The sequence below is a fragment of the Rhodanobacter soli genome, assembly GCF_040548735.1.
Taxonomy (GTDB): domain Bacteria; phylum Pseudomonadota; class Gammaproteobacteria; order Xanthomonadales; family Rhodanobacteraceae; genus Rhodanobacter; species Rhodanobacter soli_A.
The window spans coordinates 2,305,979-2,319,384 of record NZ_JBEPSD010000001.1 but is presented as its reverse complement, the minus strand read 5'-3'; the positions used below and the strand labels follow the sequence as shown (position 1 = coordinate 2,319,384).

Annotated in this window: 10 protein-coding genes; 5 read left to right on the top strand and 5 right to left on the bottom strand. The window is 67.4% G+C overall.

The genetic code is table 11. The features are described from left to right. Positions 1–171: 171 nt before the first annotated feature. The 5 genes from ABIE04_RS10475 to ABIE04_RS10455 form a co-directional block, all read right to left on the bottom strand. Complete coding sequence (locus ABIE04_RS10475) at positions 172–1,593, bottom strand: sigma-54 dependent transcriptional regulator (protein ID WP_354549639.1); 1,422 nt, start codon at positions 1,591–1,593, stop codon at positions 172–174. Between the two features lie 273 nt (positions 1,594–1,866). Beyond that, on the bottom strand, positions 1,867–2,685 hold the full coding sequence (locus ABIE04_RS10470) for an SDR family oxidoreductase (RefSeq protein ID WP_354549637.1): 819 nt from the start codon (positions 2,683–2,685) through the stop codon (positions 1,867–1,869). Positions 2,686–2,745: 60 nt separating this feature from the next. After that, on the bottom strand, positions 2,746–3,354 hold the full coding sequence (locus ABIE04_RS10465) for an LON peptidase substrate-binding domain-containing protein (RefSeq protein ID WP_354549635.1): 609 nt from the start codon (positions 3,352–3,354) through the stop codon (positions 2,746–2,748). A 47-nt stretch (positions 3,355–3,401) separates the two neighbouring features. Next, positions 3,402–4,865, bottom strand: a complete 1,464-nt coding sequence (mpl, locus tag ABIE04_RS10460; RefSeq protein WP_354549633.1) for a UDP-N-acetylmuramate:L-alanyl-gamma-D-glutamyl-meso-diaminopimelate ligase — start codon at positions 4,863–4,865, stop codon at positions 3,402–3,404. Between the two features lie 47 nt (positions 4,866–4,912). Next, positions 4,913–5,497: an adenylate kinase gene (locus ABIE04_RS10455; protein ID WP_354549631.1), complete on the bottom strand. Its 585-nt coding sequence runs from the start codon at positions 5,495–5,497 to the stop codon at positions 4,913–4,915. 190 nt (positions 5,498–5,687) lie between these two features. Here ABIE04_RS10455 and ABIE04_RS10450 point away from each other — a divergent pair, with 190 nt between their 5' ends. The 5 genes from ABIE04_RS10450 (at position 5,688) to ABIE04_RS10430 (ending at position 13,298) form a co-directional block, all read left to right on the top strand. Beyond that, entirely contained in the window at positions 5,688–6,965 is a 1,278-nt protein-coding gene (locus ABIE04_RS10450; protein ID WP_354549629.1) for a 6-phosphofructokinase, read from the top strand. A gap of 156 nt (positions 6,966–7,121) precedes the next feature. Beyond that, positions 7,122–7,577, top strand: coding sequence for an RcnB family protein (locus ABIE04_RS10445; RefSeq protein WP_354549627.1), 456 nt, complete (start codon positions 7,122–7,124; stop codon positions 7,575–7,577). A 162-nt stretch (positions 7,578–7,739) separates the two neighbouring features. Then, entirely contained in the window at positions 7,740–9,767 is a 2,028-nt protein-coding gene (locus ABIE04_RS10440; RefSeq protein ID WP_354549625.1) for a sodium-translocating pyrophosphatase, read from the top strand. Between the two features lie 173 nt (positions 9,768–9,940). Continuing rightward, positions 9,941–12,079 (top strand): prolyl oligopeptidase family serine peptidase, encoded by a 2,139-nt coding sequence (locus tag ABIE04_RS10435; RefSeq protein ID WP_354549622.1) that lies wholly within the window; start codon positions 9,941–9,943, stop codon positions 12,077–12,079. A 640-nt stretch (positions 12,080–12,719) separates the two neighbouring features. Next, on the top strand, positions 12,720–13,298 hold the full coding sequence (locus ABIE04_RS10430) for a YdaS family helix-turn-helix protein (protein ID WP_354549620.1): 579 nt from the start codon (positions 12,720–12,722) through the stop codon (positions 13,296–13,298). The last annotated feature ends 108 nt before the right edge of the window (positions 13,299–13,406 follow it).

The window sequence follows — 13,406 nt, the reverse complement described above, 5'->3', positions numbered from 1 at the left end:
CGAACGAGGGCGGTAACCCGGCGTCCTGTAGCCGGGCACCAACGGAACCCCCCGGCCCGTCCCCTGCGGGCCGGGGGGACTTCCTTCGCAACGAGCCGGCACACCATGCCGGTGACGATGCCGGGCGTCGGCATCGGATGCGGCGGACTACAGCGTCACCTTCGAGGTTCCCTACATGTTCTGAATGGCCGGCCGCCTGGTGGCGTTCACACCTGCGACGGGTCGTCCAGCGCGAAAGGGGAGGCCGTTGCCCCGCAACCCATCCAGTTCCAGCCGGTGCTTCTTGCACAGGCGATACACGGTGACCCGCGACACGTTGAGTCGCCGCGCGCATTCGCTGATGTTGTAGCGGCTTTCGCGCAGGCAGTTCAGCACCGCCTCGCGCTCGGCCGAAACACGCGTCAGGCCGAGGCTGGGACGAAGGGGGACGGAGGATGGAGCATCGAGCAGATCGAGATCGGCCGCGCTGATCAGCGTGCCCTCGGTGACGACCGCGGCACGCTGCACGCGATTGAGCAGCTCGCGCACGTTGCCCGGCCAGCCGAATCCGCGCATGGCCTGCCGCGCGCTGCCGCTGAACGTGCGGGCACGGCCGGGGTGGCGGAGACGGAACGCGTCCAGGAAATGCTGTGCGAGCAGTTCGATGTCGCCCCCACGTTCGCGCAGCGCCGGCATGTGCAAGCGCAGCACGTTGAGCCGGTAGTACAAATCCTCGCGGAAGCTGCCCTGCGCCACTGCCGATTCCAGGTCCACGTGCGTGGCGGCCAGCACGCGCACGTCCAGCTTGATCGGCTGGCTTGAACCCACGCGCACCAGCGTGCCTTCCTGCAACAGGCGCAGCAGGCTGGTCTGTGCATCGAGCGGCAGGTCGCCGATCTCGTCGAGGAATACCGTGCCACCGCAGGCGGCCTCGAAATGTCCGATGCGCCGCGCATTGGCGCCGGTGAAGGCGCCGCGCTCGTGGCCGAACAGTTCGGACTGCACCAGGTTCGGCGGCAGCGCACCGCAATTGATGGCGACGAAGGGCCGCTCGCGACGCGCCGACAGGGCGTGCAGCGCACGCGCCGCCACTTCCTTGCCGCTACCGGTCTCGCCGGTGATCAGCACCGGCAGATCCACCGGCGCATATTTGCGCAGGCTGGCCACCGTGATGCCCATCACCGGACTCTGCGCGGCGACGATACCGGGGATATCCGTCTTTTTCGCAGCCAGCGTCCAGCCCTTGCCGCACTCCATCAGGGTGTCGGTCAGGCGCTTCATGTCGACCGGTGCCGTGAAGAAGTCCACGCTGGCGCGCAGGATGCGTTCCACTTCCGGCGTATTGGCGGCGGTCTCCTGGGAAACCAGGGCCAGCCAGGGCAGCCATGGGTGGTTGGCCATCAGCTGGGCCATCGCCTGCACCGTGTCCGCATCGCTGCGGCGCAGATCGGCCATGGCCACCACGATATCGTCGCGCCGCATGCCCACGCCGTCCCGCAATTGCGCATCGCCGATCCTGGTACGCCAGCCAGCCCGTGCCAGACAGGCGCATTCTTCATCCGTCGGTTGGCCAAACCAGACCACGCAACGCCTGGCTATCTGATTGTCCGTCATGGCACTGACCCCCTGTTCCCCAAGGTTGCAGTTGCGGTTCGGGACGACACGCCGGGCTGGCGCACGATCCCGCTGACTTTTGCAGCCGCATCCTGCGCCCCAGTCGCTACAAAAGTGTGATGTGCGTCACACAATATACTCCCAAGCAAATAGGCAATATGTGAAAAAACAAGCTCTTCTGGACGATCGCCCGGAAGGGGACGGCGCCTGCGGAATGTAGGCGAATCACCTTGGGCGTTGTCGGGTTTCGCCTTGGCCGCGAGAGCCAGGCGTTCAGTCCAGGAACAGGTCCGGCAGCAGCGGCGTGCCCGGTTGCACGGCATAGCCGTCGAAATCGCTGACTCCCGCTTCGCGCAGGATCTCCTCGTCGATCGCGAAATGGCCGGTGTAGTCACGCGCCGGACGGGTCAGGATCGCATGGGCGGCGTCGGCCACGATCTCCGGTGTGCGGCACTGTTCGGCCCTCACGCCGTCAATCATGGCGATCGCCGCGGTGGCGATCACCGTGCGCGGCCACAGCGCGTTCACCGCGATGCCGAGCGGCGCGAATTCCGGGCTCATGCCGAGCACGCACAGGCTCATGCCGTACTTGGCGATGGTGTAGGCGGTGTGCGGCGCGAACCATTTCGGGTCGAGATTCGGCGGCGGCGACAGCATCAGCACATGCGGATTGGCCGCCTGCTTCAGGTACGGCAGGCAACTGCGGGTGACCAGGAAGGTACCGCGGGTATTGACCTGCTGCATCAGGTCGTAGCGTTTCATCGGCGTGTCGGCGGTACCGGCCAGCCAGATCGCACTGGCGTTGTTCACCACGATGTCGATACCGCCGAAGCGTTCGGCCGCCTGGGCGGCGGCGGCCATGACCTGCGCTTCCTCGCGGATATCCACCTGCAGCGCCAGCGCCTTGCCGCCGGCCGCCTCGACCGCCGCCGCCGCGGTGTGGATGGTGCCGGGCAGCTTCGGATTCGGCACGCCACTCTTGGCCGCGATCACGATGTTCGCGCCGTCGCGGGCCGCGCGCAGCGCGATCGCCAGGCCGATGCCGCGCGAGGCGCCGCTGATGAACAAGATCTTGCCGGCAAGACTGGCCATGCGCGTCACTCCATCACGGGTGCGAGAGAAACCCGGCCAGTGTAAAGCCGGCCGGCTGGTTCATGGTTTCTGGAAGCGTGGCAGGATGTCGCGCAACTCGGCCAGCCGTTGCACCGGATCATTCAGTTCGAGCATGCGCTGCTGTTCGCCGACGTCCAGCGGCAACAGCTCGGCCAACCGGAAACCCAGCCAGCTCGCGTCGTCGTAGGCGCTGCGCGGCGCATCGCGCCAGTGCGGCGCCATCGTCTCGATCAGCCTCTCGAGGATGGTCTGCAGCAAGGCAAACTCCACCGGCACCTGCTGCTCCGGCTCGTCCGGCCAGACCTCCACGTCGCCACGCAGCAGGCCATCGGAGCGTACCCGGCTGCGCGCGACACGGAAGCGCGCGCCGCCTTCGGCGACGATGCCCAGCAGGCCGTCGTCGTCGCGATGGAAATCGCTGATCCGTGCGATCGTGCCGATCGCCGCCGGCACCGCCGGCTCGCCCACTTCCTGTCCCTGCAGGATCAGGCACACGCCGAAGCCGGTGCCGTGACGCGTGCACTCCCGCACCAGGTCGAGATAGCGCGGCTCGAAGATGCGCAACTGCAGCTGGCCGCCGGGAAACAGGACAGAAGCCAGCGGAAACAGGGGCATCTCGACGAGCGGCGACTGGGACTGGGCAACCATGCGGCGAGTGTAACCAGAGCAGGCGTCGCGGTCAGCCGCGACCCGGCTCAGGCCTGCCGCAGGCTTTCCACGAAACGGCGCGGCGCCGCTTCGAAACCGCCGTTGGACATGAAGATCACCTGGTCGCCTGGTCGTGCCTGCGCGCGCAGGGCGGCGACCAGCGCGTCCACCGTCGGTGCCGTCGTGCCGCGACCGCCCAGCGCCGCGGTGACGCGGCCGGCATCCCACGACAGCTCGGGGCGATGCAGGAACACCACCGCATCGGCATCGGCCAGCGACGGCGCCAGCGCCTCGGCGTGCGCGCCCTGGCGCATCGAATTGGAGCGTGGCTCCAGCGCCACCAGGATGCGCGCCTGGCCGACTTTCGCGCGCAGCCCGGCCAGGGTGGTGGCAATCGCGGTGGGGTGATGCGCGAAGTCGTCGTACACGCGCACGCCGTTCACTTCGCCGACCAGCTCCATCCGCCGCTTCACGCTCTCGAAGCCGGCGAACGCCGCCAACAGCGCACGCGGGTCGGCACCGGCGGCGGCGGCCGCAGCGAGTGCAGCGAGTGCATTCATCACGCTGTGATTGCCCAGCAGCGACCAGCGCACCTCGCCGATCCGCTCGCCGGCGCGGTGCACGGCGAACACCGAGCCGTCCGCCTCGACCAGCGTCGCCTGCCAGTCGCCGCGGCCGATGCCGAAGCTCTCCACCGGCGTCCAGCAGCCCATCGCCAGCACCTCGGCGAGCCGTTCGTCGTGCGCGTTGACGATCAGCCGGCCATTGCCCGGCACGGTGCGCACCAGATGATGGAACTGGCGCTGGATCGCGGCCACGTCGGGGAAGATGTCCGCGTGGTCGTATTCGAGGTTGTTGAGGATCGCGATGCGCGGGCGGTAATGCACGAATTTCGAGCGCTTGTCGAAGAACGCGGTGTCGTACTCGTCCGCTTCAATCACAAAAGGCGCAGCCAAAGGCTGCTCCACCTTCACGTCCCCCGCCCGCGGGGGAAGGAGGCGCGCAGCGCCGGAAGGGGGACTCTGGGCGCCATGCGGCCCCACCCCCCCCAACCTCGCCGACACCCCGAAATTCCCCGGCACGCCGCCAATCAAAAACCCCGGTGCCATCCCCGCGCTTTCCAGCAGGTGCGCCAGCAAGCTGGTCGTGGTGGTCTTGCCGTGGGTGCCGGCCACCGCCAGCACGTCGCGCTCGGCCAGCACCGTCTCGCCCAGCCACTGCGGCCCGGAGATGTAGCGCAGGCGCGCATCGAGCATGTACTCGACGGCCGGATTGCCGCGGGTCATCGCGTTGCCGACCACCACCAGGTCGGGCTGGGCGTGATCAGGCCCGGGCTGCAGGTGTTCGGCGGCATAGCCGCTCATCAGGTCGATGCCGAGCGCCTCGAGTTGGGTGCTCATCGGCGGATAGACGTTCGCGTCGGAACCTTCGACCGTGTGGCCCAGCTCGCGCGCGAGCGCGGCTACCCCGCCCATGAAGGTCCCGCAGATGCCGAGGATGTGCAGACGCATGGTGAGCGGTTCCTTGAGGCCCGCTCTGCAGGGAGCGGGCGGTGTGCTCAGCCGTTCGCCGCGGCGGTTTCGTTCTGCAGCGCGCGCTCGACCCGCGCGGTGACCTCGGCCAGTTCGCCGACGCCGTCCACCACCTGCAGCTTGCCGCGGCTGGCGTAGAAATCCGCCACCGGCGCGGTCTGCTCGGCATAGATGCCCAGGCGCTTGCGCACGGTGTCCGGGTTGTCGTCGGCGCGGCCTTCCGCCTTGAAGCGGATCTCGCAGCGCCCGATGATCGCCTCGTTCGGCACGTCCAGCTTCACCACCGCATCCAGCGGCTGGCCGAGCTTGGCCAGCAGGTGGTCGAGCGCGTCGGCTTGGGCCAGGTTGCGCGGGTAGCCGTCGAGGATGAAGCCGGCTTTCGCGTCGGCCTGCGCCAGGCGCTCTTCCAGCATGCCGAGCAGGATGTCGTCGGAAACCAGCTGGCCGGCATCCATCACCGCCTTGGCCTTGAGTCCCATCGCGGTGCCGGCCGCGACGGCGGCGCGCAGCATGTCGCCGGTCGAGATGTGCGGAACGCCTAGCGCCGTCTTCAGCCGGGCCGCCTGCGTACCTTTGCCCGAGCCGGGCGCACCAAGTAGGACGAGTCGCATAATGCTCCACAAGTTCGGCGGGCCGCCGCACACTGCGACAGCCCGTCCGACGCACAGAATTGTCCGTCAAATTAGCCGCTGCACCGGGTGCCGTCAAACAGAGACCTTCGTCGCACCCAGCCAAGTGCTTGTTGCGGAAAAAGATTTGCCGACAACCGTCGCCACCTTCCATCGCCTGATCGAGGATCCCATGAGCCCGAGTCGCCGTTCGCCCGCCGTCACCGGCAACCTGCTGTACGCCCAGTCCGGCGGCGTCACCGCCGTGATCAACGCCACCGCCGCCGGCGTGATCGAGGCCGCCCGCCGCAAGGGCGTGAAGGTGTACGCCGCGCGCAACGGCATCCTCGGCGCGTTGCGCGAGGAGCTGATCGACACCTCGAAGGAATCGGCCGCCGCGATCGCCGCGCTGCGCCACACCCCCGGCGGCGCGTTCGGCTCGTGCCGCTACAAGCTGAAATCGCTGGAGGACAACCGCAGCGAATACGAGCGGCTGATCGAGGTGTTCCGTGCCCACGACATCCGCTGGTTCCTCTACAACGGCGGCAACGACTCGGCCGACACTGCACTGAAGATCTCGCAGCTGGGCAGGACGATGGGCTACGACATCCGCTGCATCGGCGTGCCGAAGACCGTGGACAACGACCTCGCCGTCACCGACTGCTGCCCCGGCTTCGGCTCGGTGGCGAAATACACCGCGATCTCCACCTTGGAGGCCAGCCTGGACGTGGCCTCGATGGCCGAGACCTCGACCAAGGTGTTCATCCTCGAGGTGATGGGCCGCCACGCCGGCTGGATCGCCGCCGCCGCCGGGCTCGCCGGCGAAGGCGCCGACGCGCCGCCGCACATCATCCTGTTCCCCGAAAACGCGTTCGACGAAGCGGCGTTCCTGGCGAAGGTGAAAGCCACCGTCGAGCGCGTGGGCTGGTGCACCGTGGTCGCTTCCGAAGGCGTGCGCAATGCGGCCGGCCAGTTCCTCGCCGAAGCGGGTACGCGCGATGCGTTCGGCCACAGCCAGCTCGGCGGCGTGGCGCCGGTGCTGGCGGCGCTGGTGAAGGAGAAGCTCGGCTACAAGTACCACTGGGCACTGCCCGACTACCTGCAGCGTTCGGCGCGGCATGCCGCCTCGCAGGTCGACGCCGAGCAGGCCTATGCGGTCGGCCGGGCCGCGGTCGACTACGCGCTGGCTGGCATGAACGCGGTGATGCCGGTGATCGTGCGCACGTCCGAGGCGCCGTACCGCTGGAAAATCGCGTCGGCGCCGCTGGCGAAGATCGCCAACCGCGAAAAGAAGATGCCGAAGAACTTCATCAGCCGCGACGGCTTCGGCATCACCGCGGCGGCGCGCAGTTACCTGGCGCCGCTGATCCGCGGCGAGGCGCCGTTGCCCTATGGCAAGGACGGCCTGCCGCGCTACGTGCGTCTGAAGAACGCGGCGGTGGCGAAGAAGCTGGCGGCGTTCCGGCGCTGAAGTGCCGGGTTCCGTGACCGGTTGCGCAAAGCTGAGCGCCACCTGAAACCGGCGTGCTGATATCGGACGCCGTTCAGCCGCAGCTTCCTACGATCCACCCTGCCCGGGTCGATCGCCGCGCTGTTGCGGTCACGACACCCAAGGAGGAGCCCTGAGATGAAACTCTTCAGCCGCCTGCTCATTACATTCGCCCTGCTCACCACCGGCAGCCTCGCGCTGGCCGGCCAGGGCGGTCACGATCACGACCGCCGCGGCCAGGGCCACGGCTACGCCGATCACCGCCACGATGGCCGCCACGGCGATTACCGCCGGCACGACGATCGCCGCCACGACTACCGGCGCTACGACACCCGCCGCTACGACGACCGCCGCTATGGTTACCGGGATTACGGTTATCGGGACTACGGTTACCGCGCCGGCTACCGGCGTTACGGCCACCATCCGCGCTGGGAGCGTGGCCACCGCTACTACGGCCCGACCTATGTCGTGCGCGACTACGGCTATTACCGCTTGCGTCCGCCACCGCGCGGCTACCACTGGGTACGCGCGAACAATGACTACCTGCTGGTCGCGATCGCCACCGGCATCATCCTGGACATCGCGCTGCAATAAGTCCGCGCCGACGCGAATGAATCGGGGCCATGCATTCGTGCATGGCCCTTTTCTTTGGCCGGACGGCGCTGCGCCGCACAACGGCCTGCGCCGCAACGTCTGCCTATACTCCCCGGGACCGCCCGTTCCGGACGGCCACTTACAACCCATGGGGAGGCTCCGATGCTGCAGCAGTATGGCTGGTGGATCGTCGTTGCGTGTGCGGTGGTGGCGGTTTTGTATGGCGCGTTCTCCGCGCGCTGGATCCTGGCGCAATCGCCGGGCAACGAACGGATGCAGGAAATTGCGGCGGCCATCCAGGAAGGCGCACGCGCCTACCTCAACCGCCAGTACACCACCATCGGCATGGTCGGCGTGGTGCTGTTGCTGCTGATCGGTTTCTTCCTCAACTGGCCGACCGCGATCGGCTTCCTGATCGGCGCCATCCTTTCCGGGGCGGCCGGCTACATCGGCATGAACGTGTCGGTGCGTGCGAACGTACGTACCGCCGAGGCGGCGCGACGCGGCCTGAGCGCGGCGATGGACGTGGCATTCCGCGGCGGCGCGATCACCGGCATGCTGGTGGTCGGCCTGGCCCTGCTCGGCGTGGCCGGCTACTGGCTGGTGCTGGGCCACTTCGGCGTCGCCGGTGAAACCGCGCTGCACGCGCTGGTCGGCCTGGCGTTCGGCAGTTCGCTGATCTCGATCTTCGCGCGCCTGGGCGGCGGCATCTTCACCAAGGGTGCCGACGTCGGCGCCGACCTGGTCGGCAAGGTCGAAGCCGGCATCCCCGAGGACGACCCGCGCAACCCGGCGGTGATCGCCGACAACGTGGGCGACAACGTGGGCGACTGCGCCGGCATGGCTGCCGACCTGTTCGAGACCTATGCGGTGACGGTGATCGCCACCATGCTGCTGGGCGGCTTGATGATCGGCGAAGTGGGCGCCAACGCGGTGCTGTACCCGCTGCTGCTCGGCGGCGTGTCGATCATCGCCTCAATCATCGGCACGCTGTTCGTCAAAGTGAAGGAAGGCGGTTCGATCATGGGCGCGCTCTACAAGGGCGTGATCGTCTCGGCCGTGCTCGCCGCGGCCGCGTTCTATCCGATCACCATGCAGCTGATGCCCGATTTCGGCCACGGCGCGATGAACCTGTGGGGATGCTCGCTGATCGGCCTGGCGCTGACCGGCGCGATCGTGTGGATCACCGAGTACTACACCGGCACCCAGTTCAAGCCGGTGCAGCACATCGCCGCGGCCTCCACCACCGGCCACGGCACCAACATCATCGCCGGCCTCGGCGTGTCGATGAAATCGACCGCAATGCCGGTGGTGGTGATCTGCGTGGCGATCTGGGGCGCGTACGGCTTGGGCGGCCTGTACGGCATCGCGATCGCCGCCACCGCCATGCTGTCGATGGCCGGCATGATCGTGGCGCTGGACGCCTACGGCCCGATCACCGACAACGCCGGCGGCATCGCCGAGATGGCCGACCTGCCGCCGGAAGTGCGCGGCGTCACCGATCCGCTGGATGCAGTGGGCAACACCACCAAGGCGGTGACCAAGGGCTACGCGATCGGTTCGGCCGCACTGGCCGCGCTGGTGCTGTTCGCCGACTACACGCACAACCTGCAGGCCAGTCATCCGGGCGAGGTGTTCACCTTCGACCTGTCCGACCACATGGTGATCATCGGCCTGCTGATCGGCGGCCTGATCCCCTACCTGTTCGGCGCGATGGCGATGGAGGCCGTCGGCCGTGCCGCCGGCGCCGTGGTGGAGGAAGTGCGCCGGCAGTTCCGCGACATCCCCGGCATCATGCAGGGCACCGCCAAGCCGGAATACTCGCGCGCGGTGGACATGCTGACCAAGTCGGCGATCCGCGAGATGATCGTGCCGTCGCTGCTGCCGGTCGCCGTGCCGATCGTGGTCGGCCTGCTGCTCGGGCCGAAGGCGCTCGGTGGCGTGCTGATCGGCACCATCGTCACCGGCCTGTTCGTGGCGATCTCGATGACCACCGGCGGCGGCGCATGGGACAACGCGAAGAAGTACATCGAGGACGGCCACCACGGCGGCAAGGGTTCCGAGGCGCACAAGGCCGCGGTCACCGGCGACACCGTGGGCGACCCGTACAAGGACACCGCCGGTCCGGCGGTGAATCCGCTGATCAAGATCATCAACATCGTGGCGCTGCTGCTGATTCCGCTGCTGTAGGCCACGCCTCCGTCGTTCGCAGAAATCCCGCCCGCACGGCGGGATTTCTGTTTCCGGCCCGCGCTCCTGACTTTAGTCACGGGCAGCCGTATCCTCGGCCGGTTACGCTCGACTGACGGCGGGCCGCGCCCGTCATGTCCATTACGTTCACTCGCGCACATGGGGGGCACACGATGAAATCGGTCTGGCTGATGCTGGCACTCGGCGTCACACTGGCGGGCATGAACGACATCCACGCCCGCGATACCACCCCCAAACCCGCGCCCACGAATGCCCCAGCCGGCGACGATCCGTTCCTGTGGCTGGAAGACATCCACGGCGACCGGGCGCTGGACTGGGTGAAGCAGCAGAACGCAGCGACCGCGAAACAGTTCGTCGACAACGCCGAATTCGCACGCACCCGCGACAGCATCCTCGAAGTGCTCGACTCGGAAGCGCGCATCCCCTATGTCAACCGCATGGGCAACCACCTGTACAACTTCTGGCGCGACAAGGCGCACCCGCGCGGCGTCTGGCGGCGCACCACGCTGGCCGAATACCGCAAGGCCGATCCGGCGTGGGAGGTGCTGCTGGACGTCGACGCGCTGAACAAGGCCGAGAACAAGCGCTGGGTGTTCAAGGACGTGGAATGCCTGAAGCCAGCGTACGAACGCTGCCTGGTCTCGCTGTCGCCGGACGGCGGCGATGCGACCGTGGTGCGCGAGTTCAGCATTCCGCACAAGGCGTTCGTGAAGGGCGGCTTCGAGTTGCCGGTGGCGAAAAGCCAGGTCGGCTGGATCGACGAAAACACCCTCTACGTCGGCACCGACTTCGGCCCCGGCTCGATGACCGAATCGAGCTACCCGCGCATCGCCAAGGAATGGAAGCGCGGCACGCCGCTGGCGGCGGCACGTACAGTGTACGAGGGCAAGCCGAGCGATCTCGCGGTCAGCGCGCACCACGACCGCACGCCGGGCTACGAGCGCGATTTCGTTTCCATCGCCAGGGATTTCTATCACAGCGACCTGTACCAGCGCGTCGAGGGCAAGCTGGCCCGCGTCGAGGTGCCGGCCGATGCGGAGGCCGACGCCCATCGCGACTGGCTGCTGGTGCGGACCCGCTCGCCGTGGACCGTCGACGGCATCACCTACCCCGCCGGCGCGCTGCTGGCAACGCAGTTCGACGACTTCATGGCCGGCAAGCGCCACCTCACCGTGCTGTTCGAACCCGACGCGCATACCTCGCTGGACTCGTACGCCTGGACCAAGAACCACCTGATCCTCAACCTGATGGACGACGTCAAGAGCCGGCTGGAGGTGCTGACCCCGCCGCAGATGGCGACGCCCGATGGCGACTGGAAGCGCGCGGCGATGGCGGGCGCGCCGGCGATGAGCACGATCAACGTGGTCGACACCGACCCCGACCACAGCGACGAGTACTGGCTCGACGTCACCGGCTTCCTGGCGCCGTCGTCGCTCCAGCGCGGCGTGCTGGACGGCGCGGCGGCCGAGACGATCAAGCAGGCGCCGGCGTTCTTCGACGCCGCGAAATTCACGGTCAGCCAGCACTTCGTGAAGTCGAAGGACGGCACCCGCGTGCCGTACTTCGAGATCGCCCCGAAAGACCTCAAGCTGGACGGCTCCAACCGCACCCTGCTGTACGGCTACGGCGGCTTCGAGGTGTCGCTGCAGCCGCAATACAGCGGCAGCGTCGGCCGCGCCTGGCTCGAGCGCGGCGGCGTCTACGTGATCGCCAACATCCGCGGCGGCGGCGAGTACGGCCCGCAGTGGCACCAGGCCGCGCTGAAGGCGAACCGCCCGCGGGCGTACGAGGACTTCGCCGCGGTGGCCGAGGACCTGGTCAGGCGCGGCGTCACCTCGGCGAAGCACCTCGGCGCCGAAGGCGGCAGCAACGGCGGCCTGCTGATGGGCAACATGCTCACGATGTACCCGCAGCTGTTCGGCGCGATCGCCTGCGAGGTGCCGCTGCTGGACATGAAGCGCTACATCCACCTGTCCGCCGGCGCCTCGTGGATGGCCGAGTACGGCAACCCGGACACGGCGGACTGGAATTTCATCCACACCTTCTCGCCGTACCAGAACGTGAAACAGGGCGGCCGTTATCCGCCGGTGCTGTTCTATACCGCCACCAGCGACGACCGCGTCGGCCCGGTGCAGGCGCGCAAGATGGCCGCACGGATGCAGGCGCAAGGCCACCCGGACGTGTGGTTCTACGAGAACCTGGAAGGCGGCCACGGCGCCGGCGCGGACAACCGGCAGTCCGCCCACATGCACGCGATGGCGTACGACTTCCTGTGGGACCAGCTCAAGTAGGTTCCATCGGCCTTCCGCACCCGCAAGCATCATCCGAACGCCCGGAACGGGTCTCCCGCTCCGGGCGTTCGTTTTCACGGGATGGTCAAACCACTCTCGCCATCCGCCTGCGACCGGCCTTGCTCGCCGGCACCTGAGCGGTTCCGAAAGCCGCCCTGTTCCATCGCCCTCGATCGGCGCGTTCCGTCGATGACGACACCAACCGGCGTGAAACCATGCCGATGATCCGGGTCGATTGGACGTCCAATTGAAAGACGCACGATCGCTTCTTCCTGCGTAGGGCGACGACATGTCGCCGGCGCACATTCTTGATGAACACCCGGTGGCCGTCCGACGAATTGGCATCATCGAATCAAGAAGAATTGGCTATGTATCGAATCGGCTTCGATCACTACGCTACAAAAAAAGACGGTTTTGTAACGAAACGTTGACATCGAGACGAACCCGTCCTCCTTCCCCAAGCTTCGTTTTTCAGCCTCGTACGAGGCTGATCCCCACTACGGAGATCATCGGTATGTCGACGATTGCATCTTGCCCCGAGCTGCATCCACCTCGCGTGGATGCGGGCCCGGGTCGCGCGAATGACCTCAGGCGTGACGACCCCGCCACTCTCGGAGCCTCGCTCAAGCAACTACGCACCATGCACGTGGTTGCGCCATGCGCGGCAGAGCCCCTGCCATCGAAGGAACGCACGGCGGATCCCGCGCGCGGACTGCCTGCGCGCATACAAAAGCTGATCGAGCTCCACGGCGGAGCTGCCGTCATTGCCGGACGCTGCGGCTTTTCCGAGGGAGCGGTGCGCAACTGGCGCGACGGTCGCAGTAATATTTCGCGCGAGCGCTGCATCACCATGGCCCACACCCTTGGCGTCTCCTTGCTCTGGCTGGTGGCGGGCGAGGGATCCATGCAGGCCGGGACGGAAAACCCGGCACCCCCGGATGCCATTCCCGTTGCTCCGTCGCGGCCCGAGCAGTGCGCATCGGACCCGCGGTACACGTCGACACTCGATTCCAGGCTGCTCGCGACTTCCCTGCGCCTGCTGCAATCGTACATAGGACTCATCGGCGGCTCACTGGACCCGAACTCGCGCGCCGATCGGCTGGCCGAGCTCTACGACATCTCCAGCCGCGTCGGCGATGTCACCCTCATCAGTCGCCTGATCAACTTCCACAGCACGCTCGGCGAACAGCTGAGGCGCAACCGCGCGCTGATCGCCTGAGCCACTCCAGGTAACGCCACCGCAAGTTCGCGGGATGAGCCACGACTGCCGGCTCCGGCAGCCCCTTGCCATCCAATTTCCATTCCAAGGTGGACGCGGATTCATTTC

What these genes read in the sequence shown, in the direction of transcription:
- ABIE04_RS10475 (WP_354549639.1), bottom strand. Translation starts at nt 1,593, where the DNA reads ATGACGGACAATCAGATAGCCAGGCGTTGCGTGGTCTGGTTTGGCCAA.
- ABIE04_RS10470 (WP_354549637.1), bottom strand. Translation starts at nt 2,685, where the DNA reads ATGGCCAGTCTTGCCGGCAAGATCTTGTTCATCAGCGGCGCCTCGCGC.
- ABIE04_RS10465 (WP_354549635.1), bottom strand. Translation starts at nt 3,354, where the DNA reads ATGGTTGCCCAGTCCCAGTCGCCGCTCGTCGAGATGCCCCTGTTTCCG.
- mpl (WP_354549633.1), bottom strand. Translation starts at nt 4,865, where the DNA reads ATGCGTCTGCACATCCTCGGCATCTGCGGGACCTTCATGGGCGGGGTA.
- ABIE04_RS10455 (WP_354549631.1), bottom strand. Translation starts at nt 5,497, where the DNA reads ATGCGACTCGTCCTACTTGGTGCGCCCGGCTCGGGCAAAGGTACGCAG.
- ABIE04_RS10450 (WP_354549629.1), top strand. Translation starts at nt 5,688, where the DNA reads ATGAGCCCGAGTCGCCGTTCGCCCGCCGTCACCGGCAACCTGCTGTAC.
- ABIE04_RS10445 (WP_354549627.1), top strand. Translation starts at nt 7,122, where the DNA reads ATGAAACTCTTCAGCCGCCTGCTCATTACATTCGCCCTGCTCACCACC.
- ABIE04_RS10440 (WP_354549625.1), top strand. Translation starts at nt 7,740, where the DNA reads ATGCTGCAGCAGTATGGCTGGTGGATCGTCGTTGCGTGTGCGGTGGTG.
- ABIE04_RS10435 (WP_354549622.1), top strand. Translation starts at nt 9,941, where the DNA reads ATGAAATCGGTCTGGCTGATGCTGGCACTCGGCGTCACACTGGCGGGC.
- ABIE04_RS10430 (WP_354549620.1), top strand. Translation starts at nt 12,720, where the DNA reads ATGCACGTGGTTGCGCCATGCGCGGCAGAGCCCCTGCCATCGAAGGAA.